A 26,903-nucleotide genomic window follows, 5' to 3' on the forward strand; every position below is an offset into this window, starting at 1 on the left:
TATCACTGGGCGTTTCGGAGGGGTCAAGCGTCGTGCCCAAAAAGGAAACGGCCGGGCCCCCGCTCGGGAACCCGGCCGTCGCCGACATGACGCGAAGCGACTACTTCTTCAGCTTGCTCGCCATCACGTCGCCCAGGCGCGCCTTGGAGCCTTCCGCCTGCTTGCGGAGGTACTCGCGGTAGTCGTCGCCCTCGCCGATGAGCGCCTTCATGGACAGCGCCACCTTCCGGTCCGGGGTGTTGATGTCGATGATCTTGACCTCAACCTCCTGGCCCTCGTTCACCACGTCACGCGGGTTCTCGACACGCTCCTCCTTCAGCTCGGAGACGTGGACGAGGCCCTCGATGCCCGGCTCGATCTCCACGAACGCGCCGAAGTCGGTGACCTTGGTGACCTTGCCCTTCACGCGGCTGCCCACGGGCAGGCGCTCGGACAGGGTGTCCCAGGGGTCCGCGGCCAGCTGCTTGATGCCCAGGCTGAACCGCTCGTTCTCGACGTCGATGTTGAGGACGACCGCCTCGACTTCGTCGCCCTTCTTGAACATCTCGCCCGGGTGCTTGATGCGCTGCGTCCAGGAGATATCGGACACGTGCACCAGGCCGTCCACGCCCTCCTCGACACCGACGAAGATGCCGAAGTCGGTGACGTTGCGGATCTGGCCCTTGATGACGGAGCCGATCGGGTACTTGTCCTCGAGGAGCGTCCAGGGGTTCTGCTCGATCTGCTTCATGCCGAGCGCGATGCGCTTGGCCTTCGGATCGATGTCCAGGACGACGGCCTCCACCTCCTGGCCGACCTCCAGGATCTTGGACGGGTGCTTGAGGCGCTTGGTCCAGGACATCTCGGAGACGTGCACGAGACCCTCGACGCCCTGCTCGATCTCGATGAACGCGCCGTAGTCCGTGATGGACACGACCTTGCCCTTGACGCGGGTGCCGACCGGGTACTTCTCGTCGGCGCGGTGCCACGGGTCCTCCTGGATCTGCTTGAGGCCCAGGCTGACGCGCTCCTGCGTCGGGTCGAACTTGAGGACCACCACGCGGACTTCGTCGCCCACGTTGAACATCTCGCTGGGGTGACCGATGCGGCCCCAGGACATGTCGGTGATGTGAAGGAGGCCGTCGATGCCGCCCAGGTCGATGAAGGCGCCGTAGTCGGTGAGGTTCTTGACCACGCCCTTGAGGACCGCACCCTCCTTGAGGTTCTTGAGGGTCTCCTTCTTCATCTCCTCGCGCTGCTTCTCGAGGAGGACGCGGCGGGACAGGACGATGTTGCCGCGCTTCTTGTTGAACTTGATGACCTTGAACTCGAACTCCTTGCCAATGTACTGGTCAAGGTTTCGAACCGGGCGGATGTCCACCTGGCTGCCCGGGAGGAACGCCTTCACGCCGATGTCGACGGACAGGCCACCCTTCACGCGGCCGACGATGGTGCCCTTGACGATCTCATCGCGCTCGCAGGCGGCGCTGATCTCGTCCCAGATGCGCATCTTGTCGGCCTTCTCCTTGGAGAGGACGACCATGCCGGTGTCGTTCTCGCGGCTCTCCAGGAGGACCTCGACCGGGTCACCCGCCTTGACGGAGACCTCGCCCCGAGGATTGGTGAACTCGGCGATCGGGACCTGACCCTCGGACTTGTAGCCGATGTCGACGATCGCGAAGTCCTTCGTCACCTGGACCACGGTTCCCTTGACGATCTCCCCTTCCTTGAGGATGCCGTCACCGCCACGCTCCTTGAGCGAGGCCTCGAACAGTGCCGCGAAATCCTCGTCACCACCGGCGTCCATCCCGACCTGCTGGTTCACGTTCTGCTGCATGAAATGAAAGTCCTTGGAAACGGTACAACTGCCCCCTGTTTGAGAATGAATCGCAGCGCCTGCGGGGAGCAACCGGTCGCTGCGGGCGTCCCTCCAATAGGGACATGATGCATGTTGAGGCCGCGCACCCTAGACACCGCTTATTCCGGTAGTCAAGCAGGCGCGTGCCTCATGTGAGGACTCGGGAGAAACTCCCCCTGGCCCTGTCTGCCCCGGGTGGGGTGTCCGACGCCCGCTCCGCGTGAGGGCGGGACCCTTGATGTAGGGATGCTCGCTGCGCGCCGCACCTGCTCGCCGCCGAGGGGAGCGCCCCTGCCCTGCCCGCCCGGTGGGACTGCCTGGACAGGAACGAGCGACGGGTGCGCTCGAAACAGGTGCGACATTTCGCGCCGGGGTTCGTCTTCCCGGTGGGCGGGGGCCGAGAAGTTCCGCGTCCGGCACGAAACACGGGGAGGTGCGCCCGGGGGGGTGGACTTGTTCCCGCGTGCCGGCGGATTCGGCCCCGCCCGTCTACCGCTTGCCTCCTAGCTGATGAGGCGGAACGTCTCGCGGGCGATCACCAGGCGCTGCACCTCGCTGGTGCCCTCGTAGATGGTCTGCACGCGCGCGTCGCGGAAGTAGCGCTCCACCGGGAACTCGTCGATGTAGCCGTAGCCGCCGTGGAGCTGGACCGCCTTGTCGCACACGCGGTTGCTCGTCTCGCTGGCGAACAGCTTGGCCATGGACGCCTCGCGGGTGAAGGGCTGCTTCTGCTCCTTCAGGTACGCGGCGCGCAGGGTCAGCAGCTCCGCCGCGGACAGCTGCGTCTTCATGTCCGCCATCATGAAGCGAGGTCCCTGGAACTCCGCCACGGCCTCGCCGAACGCCTTGCGGTCCTTCGTGTACGAGACGGTGGCCTCCATCGCCGCGCGGGCCACGCCGCACGCCTGCGCCGCGATGCCAATGCGCCCGCCGTCCAGCGCGGTCATCGCCAGCTTGAAGCCGTCGCCCTCCTTGCCCAGGAGGTTCTCGGCGGGGATCTCGCAGTCCTCGAAGGTGAGCGCCACCGTGTTGGAGGCGCGCAGGCCCATCTTGTCCTCGTGCCGGCCGATGTGCAGACCCTTCGTGCCGCCCTCGACGATGAAGCAGGACAGGCCCTTGTTGCCCACGCCGGACGTGCGCGCCCACACCACCATCACCCCGGCGTGCGCGCCGGAGGTGATCCACTGCTTGCTGCCGTTGAGGACGTAGCGGTCGCCGCGCTTGACGGCGCTGGTGAGCAGCGCGCCCGGATCCGAGCCCGCGTGCGGCTCGGAGAGCGCGAACGAGCCCACCACCGCCTCGCCCGACGTGAGCCGGGTGACGTACGTCTCGCGCTGCGCGTCGGTGCCGAAGGCGTGGATCAGCTCCGCGCACATGTTGGTCACCGCCATGGCCACGGACACGGAGGCATCCGCCGCCGCCATCTCCATCATCGCCAGGGCGTAGGCGACCACGCCCGCCTCCGCGCCGCCGTACTTCGACGGGAGGTTCACGCCCAGGAGGCCCAGCTCGGCCAGCTCGCGGAAAATCTCCGTGGGGAAGCGCTCCTCGCGGTCCATCGCGCGCGCCTGCGGAGCCACCCGCTCCCGCGCGAACTTGCGGGCGGTGTCACGAATGAGGGTCTGCGTCTCGGTCAGCTCGAGGTTCACGGCGGGCGTCCTGTCCTACTCGATGGCCTTGAGGTTGAACGGGTACTCGATGGGGTGATCGCGTCCGTCCGTGGGCTTGGGGAAGCTCATGGACATCAGCACCGCCACCACGCAGTCGTTGAGCCCCGCGTCCTTCAGCGTGCTCGCCTTCTTCACGACCTTGGCGTCCTTCACCAGCCCCTCGGGCGTGATGGTGAAGGACGTCATCAGCTTGCCCTCCACCTTCTTGCCCTTCTCCACCAGGTGGTCCTCGTAGCACTCCTGGATGCGGACCTTGTGGTGGAGCATGACCTGCTGGATGGAGTCCGGCGTGAAGGGCAGCGCGCTGACATCCAGCGCCTCCGGCTGCTTGTTGGCCGGAGCCTTCTGGGCCGTCTTGTGCTTCGCGGGCGCACCCTGCCCCAGCGCCAGCGCCGGGCTCAGGAACACCGCCATCGCGAGGGCGAGCGAGCGCGTCATGGCGACTAGTCCTTGAGGAGGTTGGCCGAGATGACGATGCGCTGGATCTCGCTCGTGCCCTCGTAGATCTCGGTGATGCGCGCGTCGCGCACGTGGCGCTCGGCGTCCATCTCCTTGCTGTAGCCCATGCCGCCGTGCACCTGGAGGGCCTTGTTCGCCACGCGGCTGGCCATCTCGCTGGCGTACAGCTTGGCCATGGCGCTCTCCTGGCTGTGGCGCACGCCCTTGTCCTTGAGGAGCGCCGCGTTCCACACCAGCAGGCGGGCCGCGTCGATCTCCGTGGCCATGTCGGCGATCATGAACTGGATGGCCTGGTGCTCGCGGATGGGCTTGCCGAAGGACTTGCGCTCCCCCGAGTAGCGGACCGCCTCCTCCAGCGCCGCGCGCGCGATGCCCAGCGCCTGGGACGCGATGCCGATGCGGCCACCGTCCAGGGTGGACATGGCGACCTTGAAGCCCTCGCCCTCCTTGCCCAGGATGTTCTTGGCTGGCACGCGCATGTCCTCGAAGAACATGGAGCAGGACCACGCGGCGCTGATGCCCATCTTCTTGTCGGGCTCGGCGCGGATGAAGCCCGGCGTGTTGGTGGGGACGAGGAACGCGGTGATGCCCTTGTTGCCCGCCTCCTTGTTCGTCATGGTGAAGAGGACGATGGCGTCCGCCTTCGGGCCGTTGGTGATCCAGTTCTTCGAGCCGTTGATGACGTACTCGTCACCCCGGCGCACCGCCACCGTCTTCTGGGCCGCCGCGTCGCTGCCCGCCTCGGGCTCCGTGAGGCCGAAGCAGCCCAGCTTCTCGCCGCTGGCGAAGGGCTTGAGGAACTGCTCCTTCTGCTCCTCGGTGCCGAACTTGCTCACCGGATCGCAGTAGAGCGAGTTGTTCACGCTCATGATGACGCCGGTGGAGGCGCAGCCGCGGCTGATCTCCTCCATGGCGATGGCGTAGCAGACGTTGTCCAGGCCCGCGCCGCCGTGCTTCTCGGGGACCGCGACGCCCAACAGCGACAGCTCGGCCAGCTTCTTCACCGCGTCCGTGGGCCACGCGTGCTGCTCGTCCCACTTGCGAGCGTTGGGGATGAGTTCCTTGGCGGCGAACTCGCGGCACAGACGCTGGATCTCGCGCTGGATGTCGGTCAGCTCGAAGTTCATGAGGCTTCTCGGACGGCGGGAGGTAAAAAGTCGAGCCTACATAGTATGCGGACCCGCGTCCGGGAACAGCGAAGACGCGGGGCCTCGGGACAAGCGCGGGTTGCCGCCGGGATTAGCCGGCGGCCCCTCGCTCACTTCCCGGTGAACTGGGCCGGGCGCTTCTCCAGGAAGGCCTTCATGCCCTCGCGCTGGTCTTCCGAGCCGAAGAGCACCGCGAACCCCTGGCGCTCCAGCTCGTTCGCCGCGCGCAGGTCCTGGTCCGCGCCGAACTCCACCACCCGCTTGGCCTGGGACACGGCCAGGGGGCCGTTCTTGAGAATCTTCCCGGCCACGGCGCGGCAGTGCTCCATGAGCTTGTCCGCCGGCAGCACGTCCAGCACCAGGCCGATCTCCTTGGCCCGGGCCGCGTCGATGCGGTCCGCGGTGAAGAGCAGCTCCTTGGCCCGCGAGCGACCCACCAGGCGCGTGAGCCGCTGGGTGCCGCCGAAGCCCGGGATGACGCCCAGGGTGACCTCGGGCAGCCCCAGCTTCGCCTTCTCCGAGGCGTAGATGAGGTCGCACGCCATGGCCAGCTCGCAGCCGCCGCCCAGCGCGAAGCCGTTCACGGCCGCGATGGTGACGATGGGCAGCGACTCCAGCGTCTGGAAGACGTGGTGCCCCAGCGCGGAGAACTCGCGCGCCTGGGCCGCGGTGATGGTGACCATCTCCGCGATGTCCGCGCCCGCCACGAAGGCCTTGTCGCCGCCGCCGGTGACGATGAGCGCGCGGGTGTCGTCGCCCAAGGACTTCAGGGCGGCGTCCATCTCGTGGAAGGTCTTGCTGTTGAGGGCGTTGAGCGCCTTGGGCCGGTCAATCGTGAGGACCGCGATGCCGCCGTCCTTCTCCAGCCGGATGTTCTCGTAGGCCATGGTGCGGGCTCCTGTCCGTGCTCGGGGGAACTAGTACTTGTAGAAGCCGCGGCCGCTCTTCTTGCCGAACCAGCCGGCGTCCACGTACTGACGCAGCAGCGGGCACGGGCGGTACTTCGGGTCGCCCAAGCCCTTGTGCAGCACCTCGGCGATGAAGAGCACGGTGTCCAGGCCGATGAAGTCCGCGAGCTGCAGCGGGCCCATGGGCTGGTTGGTGCCCAGCTTCATCGCGGTGTCGATGTCCTCCGCGGTGCCCAGGCCCTCCATCAGCGCGTAGCAGGCCTCGTTCAGCATGGGGATGAGGATGCGGTTGACGATGAAGCCCGGGAAGTCCTTGGACACCACCGTCGTCTTGCCCATGCGCTCGGCCAGCGCGCGCGTGGTGTTGTAGGTCTCCTCGGAGGTGGCCGCGCCGCGGATCAGCTCCACCAGCTGCATCACCGGCACCGGGTTCATGAAGTGCATCCCGATGACGGACTCGGGGCGCTTCGTGGACGCGGCGATGCGGGTGATGGGGATGGAGGACGTGTTGGTGGCCAGGATGCCGCCGGGCCGCACCACCGCGTCCAGCTCCAGGAAGATGCGGCGCTTGAGGTCCTCGTTCTCGGTGACGGCCTCGATGGCGAAGTCCACGTCCTTGGCGTCCGTGGCCTGGGTCAGCGTGGCGAGGTTGGCCTCGGCGGCCTTCTGCTTCGCCTCGTCCAGCTTGCCCTTCTCCACCAGCTTCTTCAGGCCGCCGCGGATGCGCTCGGCGCCCTTGGCGAGCCCTTCCTTGGACACATCCACCAGCGTGACGCGCAGGCCCGCGACCAGCGCCACCTGCGCGATGCCCGCGCCCATCTGCCCTGCACCGACGACGACGACGTGCTCCGTTGCCATGGCGTTCGTGGACCCCTCGGTCATTTGGGAAAACGTGCGGGCGGCCATAACGCACGCCCTGGGGGCGGTCAACGACTGGCGTCTGGCAGGCGGAGCTGGCGAACGATGCGCGCATCCTCTCCCACGGAGAGCGTGTCCTCCACGCGCAGCCGGGCCTCCTGCCCTTCCCGCTTCACGAACAGCAGCGCGCGGAAGGTGCCCTCGGGCAGGGCCGCCTGGACCTCCACCCGGGGCGGCGGCCCGGAGGGAAAGAAGCGCTCCTCGCGCTTCTCGATGTGGCCGTCCTCGCCCACCACCTGGATGTCCAACGCGCGCGCCGAGGCCCAGCCTGGGCCCTCCAGCTCGAACACCAGCTCGCGCTCCGGGATGGACGTGGAGCGCCACAGCCACAGGCCCAGCGCCGCCAGGAGGAGCACCGGGAGCCGCTTGGCCAACGGGTGGGAGCGCCACCCCGCGCGAGACCCAGGCCGCGGGGAGGAGGAAGACTCGGGTGCTTCCGCCACCCCGTTACTCCTTCTTGGTCCGCCGCGAGGGGCGACGGGCATTCAGCTCGGAGATGACCACGCGGGCCGAGTGCTGCACGGGCGCCTCGGCGGCCTTCTTGCGCGGCTCCGGCTCTTCCTGGGGCTCCGGCTCGCGCGCCGGTTCGTCCTTCTCGTGCGGCACCAGGCGGATCTGCGCCTTCACTTCCACGGTCATGCCGGACAGGAGCTTGAGGAACTCGTCGCGCAGCTTCTCCGACTGGAGGAAGCGCCGGAGCTCCTCGGAGACGACCCGGGTGAGGTCGTCCTTCGTCTTCTCCGCCTGGGAGAGGATGAAGCCCAGCGCCTCCTTCGGGAGCTTGAGCTGACCCGCCAGCGAGCGGATGCCCTCCTCCGTCATGAAGATGGCGCCCAGACCCGCGACCGCCATGCGCCGCACGAACTCGGGAACGAAGCCGCCCACACCCGGGCGCCCGTCACGGCCGGGGTGCTGCTCGTCATCGTCGAGCAGCGGATCAGGCGGGAAGTCATCGTTGCCGGCCATGCGGTCTCCTCGGGTTGTTCAGCGGGCCTGGACTACGGGCAGCGGAATGCCCTTCATCGTCTGCGCGGACACGCGCCCCGCGATGTTGCGCGCCACGTCCTGGAAGGCCTTGGCCTCCGGGCTGTCCTTGGCGGACACCACCACGGGCGTGCCGGAGTCTCCGGACTCGCGCACCTTGAGGTCCAGGGGAATCTCCCCCAGGAACGGGATGCCGAACATCTCGGCGGCCTTGCGCCCACCGCCGTGGTTGAAGATGGCCGTGGTGTGCGAGCAGTGCGGGCACACGAACTGGCTCATGTTCTCCACGATGCCCAGCACGGGGATGTGAACCTTGTCGAACATCTGCTTGGCGCGCACCACGTCCGCCAGCGCCACGTCCTGCGGCGTCGTCACCAGCACCGCGCCGGCCGCGCGCACCGACTGCGACAGGCTGAGCGCCACGTCGCCCGTGCCCGGCGGCAGGTCCAGCACCAGGTAGTCCAGCTCGCCCCAGTTCACGTCTCGCACCAGCTGCATCAGCGCGCCGTGCAGCATGGGGCCGCGCCAGATGAGCGCCTGATCCGCCTCCACCAGGAAGCCGATGGACATGACCTTGAGGCCGTGCGCGGTGAGCGGCTCCAGCGACTTGCCATCCGGGCTCACGGGACGCTTGTCGGACAGGCCCGTCATGAGCGGCACGGAGGGGCCGTAGAAGTCCGCGTCCAGCAGGCCCACCTTGGCCCCGTGCTGGGCCAGCGCGGTGGCCAGGTTCACCGCCACGGTGCTCTTGCCCACGCCGCCCTTGCCGGCGCCCACGAGGATGATGTTCTTCACCTTGGGCAGCATCGCGTTGCCCGAGCCGCCCGCCACCGAGCGCACCTGGGCGCCCCACTCGATGTCGAACTTCTTCAGTCCGGGCACCGCCTTGAGCGCCGCCTCGGCGTCCGCCTGGATCTTCCCCTTCATGGGACAGGCGGGCGTGGTCAGCTCAATCTTGAGTTTCACCGAGTCACCGGCGACGCGGACATCCTTCACCATCCCGGCCTTCACCAGGTCCACGTGCAGCTCGGGATCCATCACCTTCGACATCGCCGTGAGGATGTCGGACTCGGAAACGCTCATCAGGACACCTGAAACCTTTTGGAATACGGGCGTTTGCACGCCTGAACGGGGCGCGGAGATTGCCAGCCCCCCGAGGGCTGTCAACGTCGATTAACGCGCCGGCACGACTGCCGCACGGGAGCGGAAGGACGCCTGTTCATTCGAGCGCCGCCACCCGGTACTCGCCATCCTCCAGGACGAGCCGCACCGCTCGCTCCTCGCCCACGGGCAGCACCGCCGCCCCCGCGGCCACTCGGATGGGCGCATGCAGGGCGAGCCGGGCGCGTCTCAGGCGCTCCTTCGCCAGGGGCTCTCGCTCGAAGTCCTCGCGCAGCCGCTCCGGGGTGTAGCGGGCGCGCAACGGCGCGGCGAGCAGCCCCCAGGTGGTCTTCCAGTCCCGGGCCTCGGCCGCGTCCAAGAAGCGCGTCAGCGCGGCGCGGGGGGCGTCGGCGGGGCGGGCCTCCACCACCTTCCAGCCCTCCGGACCTCGCGCGAGGGTCAGCGAGGGCGAGCGCGCCTCCAGCTCGGCGCTCCCAGCCCGTACCGCGGCGGCCCGCTCCCGGCGGACCTTCTCATCCGCGTACTGCTCCAGGAAGGCCACCTCTCCGTCGGGGGCGCCTTGGGTGAGCGCGTACGCCGCCGGCAGCCGGTTCTCCTCGAGCGCCTTCGCATAGGCCTCGGCCACGGCTCCGGGCTCGCGCGGCGCGGTGGCGCAGGCGGCGAGCAGGGGCAGGCTCAGCAGCACGGTGGGCGTTCTCATGGGGCGCGGCAGGGTAGACCCGGCATGGACGGAGCGGCAATCCCCGTCACGGGCGCGTGGCTCGCCAGAGGTGATGGAGCCACGGAGGCAGTGCGCCTTCGGGCTCCTCCTCGTCCCAGGACTCCAGGCCGACCGCAACGGGACACAGGGCATAGGTCCGCGCGTGCGCCACGCTCGACAGCAGGCGCAGCAGGGACAGGCGCCGCTCGGCGGCCCCGTAGCGCACCAGCTCGAAGTGCTCGGTGCCCTGCCCCGCCAGCTCCAGGGCGCGCCGGCAGGCCTCCTCGAAGCCACCGATCCGGTCCACCAGCCCCGCGTCCCGGGCCCGCAGGCCCGAGTAGACCCGCCCCTCGGCTCGCGCGTGGATCTCCTCCGTCGTCCGGCCTCGCGCCTGGGCGACGGTCTCCAGGAAGGACTGGTAGGACTCCTCCACCTCCGCTTCGAGCGTGGCCCGCTCATGGGGCGTGAAGCCGCGCGCCGCGGAGGCGAAGCCGGCGTTCTGGCCCCGGGTGATGACGGTACGCCGCACGCCGAACCACTCCAGCAACTCGGAGAACTCGAACTTGCCGATGAACACGCCGATGGAGCCCACCACGGCGTAGGGCGCGGACCAGAGTTCCCGAGCGCCGAGCGCCGCCATGTACCCGCCGCTGGCGCAGACCGAGTCCATGTAGGCCACCACGGGCTTGGCGGCCGCCACGCGCCGCACGGCCTCGAGGATCTGCTCCGACGGGAGCGCTCCGCCTCCCGGGCTGCTCACATGCAGCAGCACGGCCCGCACGCGGGGATCTCTCCCCGCGCGCCGCAGCGACTTCACCACCGCCTCCGCCGCCGCGAAGCGACCCCGCCCCGCGCCTCCGCCGACAATCACCCCGGACACCGGCACCAGCCCAAGCCGAGGCGGTCGACGCACCGGGCGCCACCGCACCGGGGGGAACACCCGCGTGTCCAGATAGGCCGCGAAGGGCTCCAGCGGCGCGGCGTCCTCACCAGGCTCCGTGGGCGGCAGGCCCAGCCGCGCGGGGAGATCCGCCTCGCTCACCAGCGCGTCCACCAGCCCCGCTGCCAACGCCCGGCGCGCGCTGTAGGGCCCGGCGTCGATGAGCGCCCGTGCCTCCTCGGGCGTGCGCCGCCGGCCCCGCGCCACGGCGTCCACCAGCACCGCGTAGCGCTCGTCGAGCAGGGCCTCGATGGTCTGTCGCTGGATGTCCGACACCGCGGCGTGGGTGAACAGCTCCGGCGCCGTCTTGTAGTCGCCCCGGCGCACGAACTGCGCCTGGACGCCGAAGCGCTTCAGGGCCTCGCCAATCACGGTGGCCTCGGCCGCGTAGCCCACCAGCTCCACGCGGCCCATGGGCGCCAGGAGCACCTCGTCCGCCGCGCACAGCACCGGATAGGAGTCCGTGTCCACCGCCACCGCCCACGCCACCACGCGCTTGCCCTGGGCCCGAAAGTCCTCCAGCGAACGAATGAGCGCCTCCCGCCGGGCCAGCGACACGGACAGCGCCTCCACCTCCACGAGGACGCCTCGCACACGCGGATCCGCCGCCAGCACCTGGAGGGCCTCTCGGAACGCCGCGAGCGACGTCACCGTGGCGGGCTCGGGTCGGGCGCCGCCCAGCCAGGCCCAGCGACGCCGAGGCTCCCGGTACGCAGGCGCCCCCGTCAGCCGGAAGCGCACCCAGGCGGGCCGGTGCCTCCGGGCCAGCAGGCGCCAGGGGAGCCCCAGCAGGACGCGCACCAGGAGAAGCAGGTTGGCGAGGGCGACGAACGGGAGTCGCAGCATGGGGGGCAGCTACGGGAGCGCCCGGGGCCGCGCAAGGCTTGTTCTGCGCGGATGTTGGCTCATGGTAGCGTCGAGCGCCATGCGCTCTGTCTCCCTCTCCCGGCTTCTGCTCGTCACCACGCTCGTCTGGGGCGGCGCCGCGTTGGCCCAACCGGCGCGCCGCCACCCCCAGGACTTCCAAGCTCCCCAGGCCCAGTCCGCCGAGGAGCGAGAGGCCGCCAAGCAACGCGCCATGGGCGGCAACATCAACTCCTACGGTCGCGACATCGTGCCCAAGGAGCCCACCATCCCGTGGATGGCCGTGGGCCTGGCCATCATCGTCCTCACCGTCGCCACGCCCTTCGCCATCCGCGCCTACCGCGGCACCGCGAAAGAGATCGACAGCCACAAGGCGTTCGGTGACCGGCACGAGGACAGCGAAGAGGACGAGGCCGCCTGAAGGCAGCCCTCCGCCTCACACCGGACTGACTTCCACCATGTCGTCCGGCCCTGCCGTCACCTTCACCGCCAGGAACCGCTCGATGATGCGCGCATGCGCCTCGAGCGGTTCACGGTCTCCCGCGACCTTGAAGCGCGTGGTGCCCGGCGTCACCGGCCCCAGCCGACCCGAGGCCAGCAGCGCCGCCGGCAGGAGTATCTGCTGAGCCAGGAGCGCGTCGAGCGCGCCGCCCGCCTCCATGAAGTCCGCCAGCGCCCCGGCGGCCTCGCGTCCCACGTCCTCGGGTGACCGCCCTCGGTCCCCCAGCGCGAGGAAGCCCGCGAGGGTGAACTCGAACTGCGCCAGCACGAAGGTCGCCATCCCGGCCGAGCGCGTGACGGACACCGGGCGATTCTCCGCCTCCGCATGGATGCCGCGCTCGCGCAGCAGGGCCACCGCCGCGCGCGACTGACGCTCCGCGAGCGCGAACGGGAGTCCTCCCACGCACGCCGCCACGCGCACCTCGCGGAGCATGCCCCGCGCGGGCAGCTCCACCCGGAACGGGGGCGCCTGGGGCGCGTGCACCTCGGCGGAGAAGTCGCCGCCGCCATCCGGATAGAAGCCGGCGTGCTGCAGCGAGAACTGCACGGGCAACCCATAGGCCTGGGCCAGCGGCTGCCACGCGCCCACCAGGTACGGATAGCTGGCGCCCGAAGGCAGATGCGTGCTGCCGCGCAGCGTGAGCCGCCCTCCTCCCGCCAGCGCGAGCGGATAGAACAGACACAGGAACAGCTCCGGCGCGCTGCCCGTTGGCCCCAGCTCCACCACGTAGTCGCTGGGGCGCACGGTGCCGGGTGTGAACGACAGCTCCGTGGAGCCCACGACCGCGCCCTCGCTGAGCCCGCTGCCCAGCGCCTCGGCGCCCCGAATCTCCGCCAGATGCTGCGGCCGGAGGCCCGGGGGCTCGCCACGCGCGAGCAGGTGCGTGAAGCGAAACGGTCGGCCCGTGATGAGCGACAAGGACAGAGCCGTGCGGAGGGACTGCGTCTCTCCCGCGGACTCGCTCCCGTCGAGCAGCACCGGCTCGGTGCCGGGCCGGTCGGTGCCGGTCATGACCCTCCCCATCCAGATGCCTGCGCGTGCGGGCGCGCAGCCTAGCAGAATCGACGACGCGCCCGCGTGAGATGCCGCGTTACCCGTCGAGCGACGGCAACACGCGGACCGTCACCGCGCTGGGATGCGCGGCGGACCGGTACACGCGGTGGAAGGCGCGCACGAAGTCCGACTCCTTCGCCTCGAAGATGTTGGGCACGAAGGTCTGCGGGTTGCGGTCGATGAACGGGAACCAGCTCGACTGCACCTGGATCATCACCCGGTGGCCCCGACGGAAGGTGTGGAACACATCGTTGATGGTGAAGCGAACCTTCGTGGGCTCATTGGGCGTGAACGGCCGAGGCTCGCTGTAGCTGTCGCGGAACCGGCCGCGGAACGGCTCGCCGCGCACCAGCGTCTGCTGGCTGCCCCGGTTCAGCGCGCCGGAGTGCTCGTCCTCGCGAGTCCAGCCCGGCAGCTTGCCCGGGTTCACATCCACCAGCTTCACCACCCAGTCCGCGTCCGTGGCCGTGGTGGAGACCCACAGCTCCGCGTCCAGCGGGCCCGCCAGCGTGAGGTCCTCCGTCAGGGGCTCCGTCTCGTACACGAGGACGTCCGGCCGCGTCGCCGCGAAGCGCTGATCCTCCGCCATGTAGTTCTTGGCCCAGCCCGCGGTGAGTTCCTTGGTGTACGGCACGGGCTTGGCCGGGTCGCTCACGTACTCGTCGAAGGACTCGGTGGCTTCCCGAGGGGGCTGGAACGACAGCGTGCCCTTGGGCTGGAAGTACAGCCGCGTCTCACGCGCCTCCTTGGGTGGCCAGGACTCCAGCTTTCGCCAACGGTTGGCGCCCGTCTCGAACACGAGGGCCTCGGGAATCTCCGGCTTGGGCGCGCCCTTCAGGTGGTGCTTGAAGAAGCCCAGCTCCATCTCCTGGAACGCGACGCTCGTGGCGAACCCGAAGTCCGCATCCCCGAGCGACGCGCCCTCCGTGCTGACCCAGCCGCCATGCCGCCACGGCCCCATCACCAGCGAGTTGGCGATGCCGGGGTTCTGCTTCTCGATGGCGGCGTACGTGTGCAGCGGCCCGTACAGGTCTTCGGTGTCGAACCAGCCGCCCACCACGAGCACCGCGGCCTTGATGTTCTTCAGGTGCGGCAGCAGGTTCCGGGACTGCCAGAACGCGTCGTAGTTCGGGTGCGCGGTGATGTCCTTCCAGAACGCGACGTCGCCCTTGAAGTGGCGCGCGTCCGCGTTCGCCAGCGAGCCCAGGTCGAGGAAGAACTCATACGAGTCCGGCGTGCCGTGATCGAACGGCGTCCACTCCTCGCTCGCGACGGGCGTGGGCCGGGGGCGCCCGAACGCCGAGAAGAAGTCGAAGGCCAGCACCAGGTTGAAGGCGCCGTGCCGGTGCATGTCATCCCAGAACCAGTCCGCGATGGGCGCCTGGGGCGACACGGCCTTGAGCGCCGGGTGCGAGTCGATGGCGCCCGCCGCCGTGTAGAACCCCGGATACGAGACGCCGTACATGCCCACGCGCCCGTTGTTGTTCGGCAGGCGCTTCACCATCCAGTCGATGGTGTCGTAGGTGTCGGTGCTCTCGTCGATGTCCTGCGCGCCGCGCTTGCCCGCCACCTGGGGGCGGACATTGACGAAGGTGCCCTCGGACATCATCCGTCCGCGCACGTCCTGGAAGACGAAGATGAAGCCTTCCTTCTCATCCGCGGCGGAGGTGCCCAGCGCGGACTTGTACCGGTCCGCCCCATATGGGGCCACCGAGTACGGCGTGCGCGTCAGCAGGATGGGATAGCGGCGGGTCGGGCTCGCGTCGTTGGGCGTGTAGACGGAGGTGAAGAGGTGCGTCCCGTCCCGCATGGGGATGCGGTACTCGAACTTCGTGTAGTGCGAGCGGATGTACTCGGTCCGCTCCTCGGAGAAGCCATAGCGCTGCGGTTTCGGCGGGGGCGCCGACTGGGTTTGTGCCCAGGCGGCGCTTGACGCGATGAACAGGGTCAATGCCGCGAGACAACGGGACACACGGGGCATGCACGCTCCTGGAAGGGATGCGCGACATTGTGAGGGATACGCGTCCCTCCTTCCACCACCGTGTGTCCCCTGCCCGCTAGAGCTGCGACGACTCCTTCGCGGCGGCCTTCGCCTGGGCCTCATCGCCCTGGACGCCCATGACCAGGTGCTCCGCGCAGCGAGCGAACTCGGACTTGAGGTCCGAGGACGTGACGCCTTGGATCAGCGTGGGGCGCTGCGCCACGGACTCGGCCGCGAAGTCGCGCACGCGCGCGTCGAGGAGCGCATCCACCCACGCCTCGGTGCTGCTGAAGTCCACCACGGCCTGTGTCATGAGGCGCGTGCGGGCCCGCTCCAGCTCGGCTGGCGGCACGCCGTCCTTGGCGAAGCTCGCGAACATCCGACGCGCCACGCCCAGCGCCATGCCCAGCTGCGGCGAGTCCACCACGCCCTCCACCTGGAGGTGCGCCGCGCCGCCGCGGGCCACCGACACCTGGGTGTCGAAGCCATAGCTGGCGCCGCGCTGCTCACGCACCTGCGTCCACAGGCGCGCCCGCGCCAGCTCGGCCATGACCGCGTAGCGAGCCTCGGCCTCGGGCGTCGCGGCCGGCAGCCGACAGGCGACGCTCAGCGCGGCCTGGGAGGCTCCCGTGACCGGCGTGATGTACAGCGTCGGAGGCGTGGCCGCGGGCGGCGCGGGAGGAGCCGGAGGCGCGACGGCGGGCCCCTTGCCACCCCAGCCCCCGAGGTACTTTCGGGCCAGCGGCTCCACCTGCGCGATGTCGAACTCGCCGGCGATCACCACCACCGCGTTGGCGGGCGTGTAGTTCTCCTTCACCCAGTTCCGCGCGGACTCCCAATCCACCGCGGACATCGTCTGATAGGTCGCGGGCTGCGCATAGAGGTGCTTCCCATAGAGCGCCTGCATGAGCTGACGGCTCGCGACGACGTCGGGGCGCGCATCCACGGCCGCGGTCCAGGGCAGGACCTCGTCGTGAATGAACTTCACGACCGGCTCGGTGATGCGCATGGTGGAGAGCTTCTCCGCCGTGATGGCCAGCATGTTGCCAACGTTGCCAGCGGGGCCCGCGACCTCGTAGCGGACCTGGTCGCTGCGCAGCGACTTGCGGGTGTGGAGCCCCCAGTCTCCGGGACTGCCCTCGAAGCTCGTCTCGGCCGAGGCGCCGATGTCCCCGATGGTGGCCACCGCGCTGGGGCCACTCACCTCGCCACCCCGCAGCGCCACGCCCACGCGAACCAGCGGGAGGCCCGGCCGCGGCACCATCACCACCTCCACCCCATTGTCGAGCCGCACGGTCTTCACCGGAGCGGAGAACGCGGCCAGTGACGGCGTCACGGGCCGCGTGCTCGCCACCGTCTCGTCCGGAATCAGGAGCGACGGAGCCTTGAGCGCCCCGACCCCGGTGGCACCCGGGCGCACGAAGAACGCGCGGGCGCGCGAGCGCTGCAGCCACTGATACGCGAAGCCCGTCACCTTGCTACCACTGAGGGACAGCAGCGCTCCCTGCGCGCGGCTGAAGGCGCGCGCGTCCGTCATGAAGTGCGTCAGCTCGGCCCGGCGCACCGCGCGCGCCTGGAGGTCCTCGGAGTCCAGCAGCATTCCGGCGGCCACATGGCGTCGCATCTCGATGATGCTCTGCTCGCGCTGAGCAACACCTGCGGCATCGTTGGTGTCGGACCAGGAATGGTGCACCTCGTCGAGCACCTTCTCCAGCGAGCGCTTGGGATGATCTCCCTTGTTGAGCACCACGCGCACCAGCAACAGCGACGCGCGCGTGCCGCGGATGAGGCCGGTGTCGATGTACGAGATGTCTCCATCGTTCCAGGCCGCGCGCATCAGGCTGGAGTCCAGCGAGGACGCCACGAACTCCTGCACGGCGCTGGCCTCGTCGAAGCCGCGCGGCAGCACCCACGACACGTACAGCTCGGGCGACGTCACCGCGGCCTCGTGCGTCACCAGCTCCTTGGACGCGGGCGCGACGGGCGGCTCGACAGTATCTCGCGGAAGGCGCTGCTCCAGCGCCAGCGGCGGCCCCGAGCCCACCCACGAGGGCGGCAGGGCCTTGTTGAGGAGGGCGTCCACCGTCGTCAGCTCCACGTCACCGGAGATGACGATGGTCACGTTCTCGGGCCGGTAGTTCAGCCGCGCGAAGCGCTGCGCGTCCGCGAGCGTGGTGGCGGTCAGGCTCTCATGCGTCCCGATGCCGGGGCGCGCGTACGGGTGGCCCGCGGGGAACGCGTTCTCGAAGGCCCAGCTCGTCACCTTGCCCACGTAGCCCGACTCGTTGCGCTGGCGCAGCTCGTTGCGCACGACCTCGCGCTCCACGGTGAACACGTCCGGCGTCACGCCATCGAGCGGCGCGGCCAGCCGCTGCCCTTCGAGCGTGAGCAGGGCCGGGAGGGACTCACGGGGCCCCATGGTCTCGTAGACGGTGTGATCCATGCCGGTGAAGGCGTTGAACCGTCCCGCGCCGCTCTGCTCCAACCGCGTCCAGACCGAGGCCGTGCCGCCATGCCGCGCGCGGAACGCGAGGTGCTCGACGAGGTGCGCCAGTCCCTCCTTGCCCTGGGGATCGCTGGAGCTGCCCACGCCCACCAGCGCCGCGACCGCGACCACGGGCGCACGCGAGTCCTGCTCGACGACGACGCGCAGGCCCGAGCCCAAGCGGAAGTCGCGGAGCGGGAAGGCCGTATCGCGCATGACGAGTTGGCCACGGGGCGGCACGGTGGCGCACCCGCCCAGGGCCAGTGCGAGCATGGACAACACGCCCGGTAGGGCAAACAGAGAGCGCCGTCCGAGGGGACGAACGCGAGACATTGGGTTCATGGAGTTCCGGAGAAGAGTGAAGGTGCTGCGACGACGGCGCGGGAAGATAGCGGTTCCGCTTTCGGAACACCTGACACTGTGAGCGGGATTTCTCCGTATAGAATGGCCCGAGTTCACCGACGGGCAGGGTTTGCCTCGCCCGTCCTGAAAGCGAGCCATGGCCAGAGCGAAGACGCTGCAAGAGGGCGAAGCCATTCCAGACGTCACGCTGATGGGCCCGGGCGACAAGCCGGTTCGCCTGAAGGATCTGCTCGGAGACAAGGTCCTGGTCGTCTACTTCTACCCGCGGGACGACTCTCCGGGATGCACCGTGCAGTCCTGCAGCTTTCGCGATCAGTACGAGGACTTCACCGCGGCGGGTGCGGAGGTGGTGGGCATCAGCAGCGACTCGGTCGCGTCCCACGAGGGTTTCGCCGCCAAGTACCGTCTGCCTTTCAAGCTCCTGAGCGACCCCGAAGGCCAGGCGCGTGCCGCCTTCGGCATTCGCTCCACCCTCGGCCTCATCCCCGGCCGTGTGACATTCATTGTCGACCGCTCGGGCATCGTCCGCCACGCGTTCGATTCACAGATTCGCGTGGGGGAGCACGTGCGGCAGGCGCTCGAAGTGGTGCGCTCGCTCAGCGCATCCAAGGCGCCCGTCGCGCGCTGACAGACTCGCGGAGGGCGGATCACACCGGTGCCCCGCCCTCCTCCGTCCCGTCCAACCCATACTTGCGCAGCTTGTCGTGCAGCGTCGCGCGGCCGATTCCCAGACGCCGCGCCGCCTCGCTGCGGTTGCCTCCGGCCAATGCCATCGCGTCCAGCACGAGCCCTCGCTCATAGGCTTCCACGCGCTCCTTGAGCCCCGCGCCCGCGACAGCCTCTCCAGCGCCTGAGGCGGTGCCGCGTGCGGCCGTGGTCGACGTCGCATCCGCTCGCTGGAGCAAGGCCACATCCAGCTCGCCGTCGCTGGAGAGCGCCACCATGCTCTCCAGCGTGTTCTCCAACTCGCGGACGTTGCCGGGCCACGGCATGGCCGTCAGTCGCTCGATGAAGCCCGAGGGCACCTTCAGAGGCCCGGCGTGGAAGCGGTCTCGGAAGCGCTCCAGGAACATCCTCGCGAGGACCGGGATGTCCTCGGGCCGCTCGCGCAGCGCCGGCACGCGCAGATGCACCACGTTGAGCCGGTAGAAGAGGTCCTCGCGAAAGCGCCCCTCCGCCACGAGCTTGCGCAAATCACGGTGCGTGGCGGCCAGGATCCTCACGTCGACCTTCACCGGGCGATCCGTCCCCACCGGCCGCACCTCGCCCTCTTGCAGGACACGCAGCAAGCGGGCCTGGAGCGTGGGCGCCAGCTCCCCCACTTCGTCGAGCAACAGCGTGCCCCCGTCCGCCTCGCGGAACAGACCCGCGCGCTCACGGTGCGCTCCCGTGAAGGCGCCCTTCGTGTGGCCGAACAACTCAGCCTCCGCGAGGTCCTCCGTGAGCGAGGCGCAGTTGAAGCACAGGTAGGGCTTGTCCGCGCGTGGGGAGGCGCGCACCAGCGCTTCGGCCACGCGCTCCTTGCCGGTGCCACTCTCTCCCGTCACCAGCACCGTGACGTCTCGCGGCCCCGCGCGCTGGACGAGCTGCGCCAGCCGGCTCATCGACTCGGAGGCGAACACCATGGAGCGCGAGAGGTTCAGCTCTCCGGCCAGCCGCTCGTTGTCCATTCGCAGGCGCACTGCCTCCAGCGCGCGCGACACCACGGACAACAGCTCGTCCACATCGAAGGGCTTGCGGAAGTAGTCGTAGGCCCCGGCCTTGATGGCCTCCACCGCGAAGCGCTCCGAGCCATGCGCCGTGATGACGATGACTCGAGGTGCATGCGGCATCGCGTGGATGCGCCGCACCAACTGCATGCCATCCATGCGCGGCATCCGCAGGTCCGTGATGACCAATCCGTAGGCGCGCTCGGCCATGGCCTGAAGCGCGGCCTCGCCATCCACGGCCTCGTCCACTTCCAACTGGGCGGTGCTGGTCAGCGTCTCTCGCAAGGTGAAGCGAACGCCCGCGTCGTCATCCACCACCAGGACCCGCGGGCCTCCGGGCACAGCCGAATCCCTAGACATGCGCCCTCGCCTCCCCACCTGTGCCCAATGCGCCCTCGGGCAGCTCTCGTGGGAGCACCAGCTCCGCCACACAGCCGCTCGGCCGCCCGTTCTCCAGACGCAGCTCCCCGCCGTGCTGGCGCGCCAGCGCGCGCGCCACCGTCAATCCCAACCCAGAGCCTCGTGCCTTCGACGTGACGCCTGCCTCGAAGACCCGCTCGCCCAGCTCGGGCGCGATCCCCGAGCCTTCGTCCACCACCGCGACCCGCGCGTCCCCTGTGTCCGTCGTGCCCACGCGCATCACCACGTGCGCCCCGGGTGGACTGGCCTCGATGGCGTTGTGCAGCAGGTTCATCATCACTTGCTTCACCTTGCGCGAATCACACCGCGCCAGCACCGGCCCCGAACCCTCGCGGAGCAGGCGCACCGCGTGCTCCGACGCGAGCCCCTCATGCAGGACGAGCGCTTCGTCACACAGCTCCGCGAGGTCGATGGCGCTGACGGACAGCGGCACCAGCGGCCGGGAGAAGTTGAGGAATTCGTCGAGGATGCCTTGCATGCGCGCCACCTCCGACGACAGGACGCGGAGGCGCTCGCTGGGCTGCGGCCGTCCGGGCTCGCGAGCCATGAGCTGCGTGAGTCCCTTCACCGTCGCCAGCGGGTTCTTCAGCTCGTGGGCGATCTCCCCCGACAGCGCCTCCAGCTCGCGGGCGTGGTTGCGGTGGACGGCCAGCAGCTCATCGCGATGGTCGAGCGCATCCTCCAGCATGTTGTCGAAGGCGACGCGGATGAGCGCGCCAGCGCGGTTGGCGATGACTCCGAGGACCGCCACGACGATGACCCCCACGAGGAGGAACGCAGGCGGCGCCGAGCCCAGGAAGCTCAAGGGCAGGCCGGGCAAGACTCCGGAGAGCTGCAGCCACGCCAGCGCCGACAACGCGAAGGTGTTCGCCGCGAGGATCATCCGCCGGGCGTCGTCCTTCAGCACGATGCCGCTCACGAAGGACAGCGGCAGCAGCGCGGGCAGCAGCGGACTGGCGATGCCTCCCGTGCACACGATGAACCCGACCTGGAACACCAGGCTGCCCCAGAGGTTGGACGGCATGCTGGAGGCCGTGAGGCCCCGTCGGCCGAAACGCCACAACTCGAAGACCGACAGGCCCACCGCGCCCGCCACCAGCATGCCCACGGCCACGCGCCGCCACAGGGCTGGATCCAACACCGCCGCCATCGCGGTCGCGGTCAGCAGCAGCTTTCCGATGTGCAACCGCACGCGCACCATCCGGCCGAACACGCGGCTGAAGTGTCGGAGCTGGATCTCGTTGAAGTCGCGCTGCCTCGCCGTGTCCATGGCCACCTCGGAACGTCACTTCGTCTTCGTCCGCGTGCGCATGGTACGCCGTCGTGTGGAGCGCGCGGGGGCCTTCGGAGCCTGCGCCCGACGCGGCTTCGCGCGCACCGGACGGCGCGCGGGAATGGGGCGCGGCGCAGGGCGCGCGAGCGCCTTGACGCTCCAGGGAAGCGCGAGGCCGTAGAACAAGAACATGTCGAGCATGGGAGAGCGGCCCTCCAAGTGTGGCGAGTGGTCCCGGCCTCCCCTGAGCAATGGCGATGCCACGCTCTGTCCCGAGGGAGGCGCGGTCCTCGCCCCTGCCTGGAATCCGACAGGTGTCGGGTTTCCGGCAGTCCGGTCGGCCGGGCTTCCGACGGGTGCCTCGGCTCCTCCAGCGTGAGGCATCACCGGCACGGGCCTTGCGAGCGGGCCGCCGGTGGCACCACGGTGACTCGTGGGCCGGGAGGGGTCATGCGCCGCGCCGTCCTGCTGTTCGTCGCTTTGATTGGAGTTCTCGCTGCGCTGCTGGGCGCGCGCCTGCTGCGGGAGCGCCGCGCGGCGCAAGGGCCGCCGGGTGGCTCGGGCGTGGTGGAGGGCACGGTGGTGGACGTGCGCTCGCGCCTCAACGCGCGCATCGTCGCCTTCCATGTGGAGGAAGGCGCCTCCGTGGAGAAGGGGGCGCTCCTGGCCACGCTCGACTGCAATGAGCCCGAGGCAGGGCTCGCCGAGGCAGAGGCGCGGCTCGCGCAGACTCGGGCCCAGGCGGATGCGGCGCGGACATCGGCCGTGGCGGCCGGCCGCAGCAGCGAGGCCGTCGCCGCGCAGGCGGAAGGGACCGCGGCGCAGCAGGAGTCGCTGGCGGATCAGCTCGGCCTCGCGCAACGCAACGCCGAGCGCATCGACAAGCTGGGCGAAGCGGCGGCCGAGTCCACGCGAGATCAGGCCCGCGCCCAGGCGGATGCCCTGAGCCGCCAGCTCATCGCCTCGCGCCACGCGAGCACCGCGGCGTCGCGACAGGCCCGCGCGGCCACCGAGCAGGAGCGCGCCAGTCAGCAGCAAGCTGAAGCCGCGCTCCAAGCGGTCCAGGCCGCGGAGGCAGCGCTGCGGCGGGCCCGCGTCGCCGTGAACGAGTGTGAGCTGCGCGCCCCGCTCAGCGCCACGGTGGAGACGCTGCCGCTGGAGCCCGGAGACCTGGCGATGCCGGGCACGGTGCTGGCGCGACTGGTGGACACGCGCCACCCGAAGGCGACGTTCTACCTGCCCAACGCGGAGCTGGCCGCCGCGCGCCCGGGGCAGTCCGCCACGGTCCACGCAGATGCGTACCCGGATCGCTCCTTCTCGGCGCGCGTGGTGACGGTGTCGCGCGAAGCGGCCTTCACGCCGCGCAACGTGCAGACGCGCAGCGATCGCGATCGGCTCGTCTACCCGGTGGAGGTTCACATCGACGCGCCGGACGGGGCGCTGCTGCCGGGCATGCCGGTGGACATCCTCCTGGGGCCCACGCCCGATGCCTCGGTGGCGGAGCAGCGCCCATGAGCGCCACCGAGTCGTGGGACCTGGAGCTGCGCGACGTGCGGCGGAGCTTCGGTGCCACCCAGGCGCTGCGAGGCGTGTCGCTCGCCGTGCGCCAGGGTGAGGTGTACGGACTCGTGGGGCCCGATGGCGCGGGGAAGACGACCGCCATCCGCATCCTCTCCGGACTCCTGCAGCCCCATGCGGGCTCCGCGACGGTGCTGGGCGTGGACCCCGCCCATCCGCGCGGCGAGGCACGCGAGCGACTGGGCCTCGTGCCACAACGCAACACGCTCTACGGGGACCTGAGCGTGGCCGAGAACCTGCGCTTCTTCGCGCACCTGTTTGGCCTCACTCGACCCGATTTCGAATCGCGGCGGGAGCGGCTGCTGCACATCACCCGCCTGGGGCGCTTCACGGAGCGGCGCGCGGATGCGCTGTCCGGAGGCATGTACAAGAAGCTCGCGCTCGCGTGCGCCCTGCTCCACCGGCCTCGCGTGTTGCTGCTCGATGAGCCCACGAACGGAGTGGATCCAGTGAGCCGCCGTGAGCTGTGGGAGCTGCTCTACGGACTGGTGCACGAGGGGATGACCCTGGTGGTGTCCACGCCGTACATGGACGAGGCCGCGAGGTGTCACCGCGTGGGCCTGCTGTACGAGGGACAGCTCATCGCGGAGGGAGATCCCCGCGCCCTCGCGCGCGAGCATGGCGTGTCTCCATCCAGCTTCGAGTCGGTGTTCCTGGCGCTCATCGCCCGCCGCGACGGGAGGGCCGCGTGAACGTCATCGAGGTGGAGCACCTGTCGCGACGCTTCGGCGACTTCAAGGCCGTGGATGACGTGAGCTTCACCGTGGGGGCCGGAGAAATCTTTGGCTACCTGGGCGCCAACGGCGCGGGCAAGTCCACCACCATCCGCATGTTGTGCGGCCTGCTCCAACCCTCGGGGGGACATGCGCGCGTGGCGGGCCACGACGTGGCGAGCGACCCCGAGCGCGTGAAGGCGGGCATCGGCTACATGTCCCAGCGCTTCTCGCTCTACCTGGACCTCACGGTGCGCGCGAACCTGGAGTTCTTCGCCGCCGCGTATGGTGGGCACGGCGCCGCGCTGCGCACCGCCATCGACGCGATGCTGGAGCGCATGCAACTGACCGCCGTGCGCAATGAGGTGACGGGCTCGCTGCCGGGCGGTCTCCAGCAGCGCGTGGCCCTGGCGAGCGCGGTGATGCACCGGCCGCGCATCGTCTTCCTGGATGAGCCCACGGCGGGCGTGGATCCGCTCCAGCGTCGCTCCTTCTGGCAGCTCATCCGCGATCTGGCCGCGCAAGGCACCACGGTCTTCGTCACGACGCACTACATGGACGAAGCGGAGAACTGCGCGCGCATCGGCATCATGGTGGACGGGCGACTGGTCGCGCTCGACACGCCCGAGGCGCTCAAGCGCGACCACGCCCCAGGCCGAGTGCTGGAGGTCCGCGGCCCCGGGCTGGCCCAGGCGCTCGAGGGACTGCGCGGCGAGCCCGGCGTGCTGGACGTGAGCCGCTTCGGCTCAGGGGCCACGGTGCGCGTGGATCCAACGCGAATGGAGGCGCACGGCTTGGAGCAGTGGTTGCGCGCCCGGGGCGTGGATCCGCTGGAGCTGGAGGAGTCCGCGCCCACGCTGGATGACGTGTTCCTGGCCCTGACGGCCTCCGCGCAGCGAGGAGAGGACTAGCGCCATGGGTGCTTCGACTGTCCGTCGCTCGATGGGTCGCATCCTCGCCATCGCGGGCAAGGAGGTGCTGCACATCCGCCGCGACCCCCGCACGCTCTACCTCGCGCTGGCCATGCCCGTGGTGATGCTGGTGCTGTTCGGGTACGGCATCAGCTTCGACGTGGACCACCTGGACCTGGCGGTGGTGGACCAGGACCGGACGTGGGCCTCGCGCGAGCTGGTGCGCCAGTTCACCGCCTCCGAGGAGTTCGTGGTCGGCACCGAGAGCCCGTCAACGGAGCAGGCGCTGCGTGACGCTCGGCGAGGCCGCGCTGTCGCGGTGCTGGTTCTGCCCAAGGGCTTCGCGCGGGACGTGTCCTCAGGAGGCGCCCAGGTGCAGCTCCTGGTGGACGGCGCGGACGGCAACACCGCCACGCAGGTGCTCGCCAAGGCACAGGCGCTCGTCCAGGTCGCGAGCACCCGACTGGCTGGCGCGGGCGCGCCCATCCCCGCCCCTCCGGTGGAGGTGCGGATCCGCACGCTGTTCAATCCGGCGGGACGCTCGGCGCTGTTCGTCGTGCCGGGGCTGGCGGCGTATCTCCTGGCCATCGTCGCGGTGCTCATGACGGCGCTCACGGTGGCGCGGGAGTGGGAGCGCGGCTCGATGGAGCAGCTCTTCGCCACGCCCGTGGGACGGATGGAGATCGTCGTGGGCAAGCTGCTGCCGTACCTGTGCATCGGGCTCGCGCAGGTGCTGCTGGTGCTCACCGCGGGCGCGTGGGTGTTCAGCGTTCCCATTCGAGGCAGCCTGCCCGTGCTCGGCTTGGGGGCGCTGTTGTTCCTCATCGGAATGCTGGGCCAGGGGTTGCTCATCTCGGTGGTGACGCGCAATCAGGTGGTGGCGACCCAGGTGGCGACGCTGACGTCCATGCTGCCCTCGATGCTCCTGTCGGGCTTCATCTTCCCCATCTCCAACCTGCCCGCACCGCTGCGGGCACTGAGCACGCTCATCCCCGCGCGCTACTTCGTCAGCGTGCTGCGCGGCGTGCTGCTGCGCGGCAACGGGCTGGAGGTGTTGTGGCCCCAGCTCGGGGCGCTCGCCCTCTTCGCGCTGCTCATCCTCACCGTGGCCATGGCGCGCTTCCAGCGCCGGCTCGACTGAAAGGCCGGACACATGCATCCGCTCCTCGTGCAGTACCGCGCGGTGGTGGTGAAGGAGGTCCGGCAGACGGTGCGCGACCGGCGCGTCATGGCGCTGCTGACCATCGCACCGCTGATGCAGCTCTTCGTGCTGGGGTTCGCCGTCAACTTCGACGTGCGGCGCGTTCCCACCGCCGTGGTCGATCGCAGTCAGACCGTGGAGAGCCGCGAGCACGCCCGCACCCTGCTGGCGGGAGACACCCTGCAACTGACAGCGGAGCCACACGATGAGCGGGCCGCCGCGACACTCCTGGAGGATGGCGCGGCCTCGGTGGCGCTCGTCTTCCCGCCGTCCTTCGAGAAGGACCTGCTGCGCGGCGATGGCGCCTGGGTGCAAGCCCTGGTGGATGGCTCGGATCCGGTGCGTTCGAGCGTGGCCGTGGACGCGGTGGCTCGGCACGCCGCCGCGCGGGCCGCGACCCTGGGCCAGGAGCGGGCACGGCGCTTCGGCAGCGAACCTCCCCATCCCACGGTCACGCTGGAGTCGCGCGTCCTCTACAACCCGGCCCTGGAGACCGCGGTGTACGTGGTGCCCGGCATCGCCGCGATGCTGCTGCTCATCGTCACCACCATCATCATGTCCATGGGACTGGCGCGTGAGCGCGAGACGGGCACGCTGGAGCAGCTCCAGGTGACGCCCCTGCGCTCCAGCGTGTTGATGCTGGGCAAGGTGACGCCGTTCCTGCTCGTGGGGCTCGTGGATGTGGGGCTGGCGCTGTGCGTGGGCACGTGGGTGTTCGGCGTGCCGCTGCGCGGAAGCCTGTTGCTGGTGGCGCTGGCCACCCTGCTCTACCTGATGTCCACCTTGGGTGTGGGGCTGCTCATCGCGACGGCCAGCCGCACGCAGCAGCAGGCCTTCGTCGGCGGCTTCCTCTTCATGCTCCCGGCGGTGCTGTTGTCCGGCGTGATGACGTCGCTGCGCGCGATGCCGGACTGGCTCGTGTGGATCACCTGGCTCAATCCGGTGCGCCACTACGCCGAAGTGTTGCGCGGTGTGCTCCTCAAGGGAGCGGGCCTCTCCGACCTGTGGCCACAGTTCCTCCTGCTCTCAGGTTTTGGAGTGCTGATGCTGGGCATTGCGACCCGTCGATTCCACAAGACCGCCGCGTAGCCATCCAACCCCCGACGATGGCCAGACCCCGAGCCCCCTTCCGCCACTTGCCTTCCCGACGATATGTCAGAGGCG

Annotated in this window: 24 protein-coding genes; 7 read left to right on the top strand and 17 right to left on the bottom strand. The window is 69.8% G+C overall.

Features of this window, described 5'->3' with window-relative positions; translation table 11 throughout:
• Window positions 1-100: 100 nt before the first annotated feature.
• From JGU66_15365 to sppA, 11 genes are all read right to left on the bottom strand, one after another.
• Window positions 101-1,816 carry a 30S ribosomal protein S1 gene (locus tag JGU66_15365; protein ID MBJ6762151.1) on the bottom strand — a complete coding sequence of 572 codons (1,716 nt, stop codon included), beginning with the start codon at window positions 1,814-1,816 and terminating at the stop codon, window positions 101-103.
• A 524-nt stretch (window positions 1,817-2,340) separates the two neighbouring features.
• On the bottom strand, window positions 2,341-3,486 hold the full coding sequence (locus JGU66_15370) for an acyl-CoA dehydrogenase family protein (GenBank protein MBJ6762152.1): 1,146 nt from the start codon (window positions 3,484-3,486) through the stop codon (window positions 2,341-2,343).
• 15 nt (window positions 3,487-3,501) lie between these two features.
• Window positions 3,502-3,945, bottom strand: a complete 444-nt coding sequence (locus JGU66_15375) for an energy transducer TonB (protein ID MBJ6762153.1) — start codon at window positions 3,943-3,945, stop codon at window positions 3,502-3,504.
• A 5-nt stretch (window positions 3,946-3,950) separates the two neighbouring features.
• Window positions 3,951-5,093: an acyl-CoA dehydrogenase gene (locus tag JGU66_15380; protein ID MBJ6762154.1), complete on the bottom strand. Its 1,143-nt coding sequence runs from the start codon at window positions 5,091-5,093 to the stop codon at window positions 3,951-3,953.
• A gap of 131 nt (window positions 5,094-5,224) precedes the next feature.
• A complete protein-coding gene (locus tag JGU66_15385; protein MBJ6762155.1) occupies window positions 5,225-6,001 on the bottom strand; it encodes an enoyl-CoA hydratase/isomerase family protein in 777 nt (258 codons plus the stop codon).
• A 30-nt stretch (window positions 6,002-6,031) separates the two neighbouring features.
• Window positions 6,032-6,880 (bottom strand): 3-hydroxybutyryl-CoA dehydrogenase, encoded by an 849-nt coding sequence (locus tag JGU66_15390; protein ID MBJ6762156.1) that lies wholly within the window; start codon window positions 6,878-6,880, stop codon window positions 6,032-6,034.
• A gap of 68 nt (window positions 6,881-6,948) precedes the next feature.
• On the bottom strand, window positions 6,949-7,314 hold the full coding sequence (locus JGU66_15395) for a hypothetical protein (protein ID MBJ6762157.1): 366 nt from the start codon (window positions 7,312-7,314) through the stop codon (window positions 6,949-6,951).
• Window positions 7,315-7,387: 73 nt separating this feature from the next.
• A complete protein-coding gene (locus JGU66_15400; GenBank protein ID MBJ6762158.1) occupies window positions 7,388-7,906 on the bottom strand; it encodes a hypothetical protein in 519 nt (172 codons plus the stop codon).
• Window positions 7,907-7,924: 18 nt separating this feature from the next.
• Window positions 7,925-9,007: an iron-sulfur cluster carrier protein ApbC gene (gene apbC / locus JGU66_15405; GenBank protein MBJ6762159.1), complete on the bottom strand. Its 1,083-nt coding sequence runs from the start codon at window positions 9,005-9,007 to the stop codon at window positions 7,925-7,927.
• Between the two features lie 136 nt (window positions 9,008-9,143).
• Window positions 9,144-9,746, bottom strand: a complete 603-nt coding sequence (locus tag JGU66_15410; GenBank protein ID MBJ6762160.1) for a hypothetical protein — start codon at window positions 9,744-9,746, stop codon at window positions 9,144-9,146.
• 46 nt (window positions 9,747-9,792) lie between these two features.
• Window positions 9,793-11,532: a signal peptide peptidase SppA gene (gene sppA / locus JGU66_15415; protein MBJ6762161.1), complete on the bottom strand. Its 1,740-nt coding sequence runs from the start codon at window positions 11,530-11,532 to the stop codon at window positions 9,793-9,795.
• A 79-nt stretch (window positions 11,533-11,611) separates the two neighbouring features.
• On the opposite strand from sppA, the gene JGU66_15420 reads away from it, so the two are divergent.
• The gene (locus JGU66_15420) at window positions 11,612-11,971 is read left to right on the top strand and encodes a hypothetical protein (protein ID MBJ6762162.1); all 360 of its coding nucleotides are present in this window, start codon (window positions 11,612-11,614) and stop codon (window positions 11,969-11,971) included.
• 15 nt (window positions 11,972-11,986) lie between these two features.
• Here the strand turns inward: JGU66_15420 and JGU66_15425 are convergent, their stop codons facing one another.
• The 3 genes from JGU66_15425 to JGU66_15435 all read right to left on the bottom strand — a co-directional run bounded on the left by JGU66_15425 (window position 11,987) and on the right by JGU66_15435 (window position 17,904).
• Window positions 11,987-13,063: an RNA 3'-phosphate cyclase gene (locus JGU66_15425; GenBank protein ID MBJ6762163.1), complete on the bottom strand. Its 1,077-nt coding sequence runs from the start codon at window positions 13,061-13,063 to the stop codon at window positions 11,987-11,989.
• 79 nt (window positions 13,064-13,142) lie between these two features.
• A complete protein-coding gene (locus tag JGU66_15430) occupies window positions 13,143-15,086 on the bottom strand; it encodes a CocE/NonD family hydrolase (GenBank protein MBJ6762164.1) in 1,944 nt (647 codons plus the stop codon).
• Window positions 15,087-15,162: 76 nt separating this feature from the next.
• On the bottom strand, window positions 15,163-17,904 hold the full coding sequence (locus JGU66_15435; GenBank protein ID MBJ6762165.1) for an insulinase family protein: 2,742 nt from the start codon (window positions 17,902-17,904) through the stop codon (window positions 15,163-15,165).
• Window positions 17,905-18,070: 166 nt separating this feature from the next.
• On the opposite strand from JGU66_15435, the gene JGU66_15440 reads away from it, so the two are divergent.
• Complete coding sequence (locus JGU66_15440; protein ID MBJ6762166.1) at window positions 18,071-18,562, top strand: peroxiredoxin; 492 nt, start codon at window positions 18,071-18,073, stop codon at window positions 18,560-18,562.
• Between the two features lie 19 nt (window positions 18,563-18,581).
• On the opposite strand, the gene JGU66_15445 is transcribed toward JGU66_15440, so the two are convergent.
• Genes JGU66_15445 through JGU66_15455 form a run of 3 tightly spaced genes read right to left on the bottom strand, consistent with a single transcriptional unit; the run spans window position 18,582 to window position 21,537 of the window.
• The gene (locus tag JGU66_15445) at window positions 18,582-20,003 is read right to left on the bottom strand and encodes a sigma-54-dependent Fis family transcriptional regulator (GenBank protein MBJ6762167.1); all 1,422 of its coding nucleotides are present in this window, start codon (window positions 20,001-20,003) and stop codon (window positions 18,582-18,584) included.
• Entirely contained in the window at window positions 19,996-21,333 is a 1,338-nt protein-coding gene (locus JGU66_15450) for a HAMP domain-containing histidine kinase (GenBank protein ID MBJ6762168.1), read from the bottom strand. Before JGU66_15450 ends, JGU66_15445 begins: the two co-directional genes overlap by 8 nt.
• Window positions 21,334-21,348: 15 nt before the next feature.
• Window positions 21,349-21,537: a hypothetical protein gene (locus tag JGU66_15455; protein MBJ6762169.1), complete on the bottom strand. Its 189-nt coding sequence runs from the start codon at window positions 21,535-21,537 to the stop codon at window positions 21,349-21,351.
• A 249-nt stretch (window positions 21,538-21,786) separates the two neighbouring features.
• On the opposite strand from JGU66_15455, the gene JGU66_15460 reads away from it, so the two are divergent.
• The 5 genes from JGU66_15460 to JGU66_15480 are packed head-to-tail and all read left to right on the top strand — an operon-like array spanning window position 21,787 to window position 26,828.
• Window positions 21,787-22,851 carry an HlyD family efflux transporter periplasmic adaptor subunit gene (locus JGU66_15460; GenBank protein MBJ6762170.1) on the top strand — a complete coding sequence of 355 codons (1,065 nt, stop codon included), beginning with the start codon at window positions 21,787-21,789 and terminating at the stop codon, window positions 22,849-22,851.
• The gene (locus tag JGU66_15465; GenBank protein MBJ6762171.1) at window positions 22,848-23,606 is read left to right on the top strand and encodes an ABC transporter ATP-binding protein; all 759 of its coding nucleotides are present in this window, start codon (window positions 22,848-22,850) and stop codon (window positions 23,604-23,606) included. Before JGU66_15460 ends, JGU66_15465 begins: the two co-directional genes overlap by 4 nt.
• Complete coding sequence (locus JGU66_15470) at window positions 23,603-24,538, top strand: ABC transporter ATP-binding protein (protein MBJ6762172.1); 936 nt, start codon at window positions 23,603-23,605, stop codon at window positions 24,536-24,538. Before JGU66_15465 ends, JGU66_15470 begins: the two co-directional genes overlap by 4 nt.
• 4 nt (window positions 24,539-24,542) lie before the next feature.
• A complete protein-coding gene (locus JGU66_15475) occupies window positions 24,543-25,679 on the top strand; it encodes an ABC transporter permease (protein ID MBJ6762173.1) in 1,137 nt (378 codons plus the stop codon).
• A 12-nt stretch (window positions 25,680-25,691) separates the two neighbouring features.
• Window positions 25,692-26,828 (top strand): ABC transporter permease, encoded by a 1,137-nt coding sequence (locus JGU66_15480; protein MBJ6762174.1) that lies wholly within the window; start codon window positions 25,692-25,694, stop codon window positions 26,826-26,828.
• Window positions 26,829-26,903: the final 75 nt, after the last annotated feature.

This window comes from Myxococcaceae bacterium JPH2 (assembly GCA_016458225.1).
Lineage (GTDB): Bacteria > Myxococcota > Myxococcia > Myxococcales > Myxococcaceae > Citreicoccus.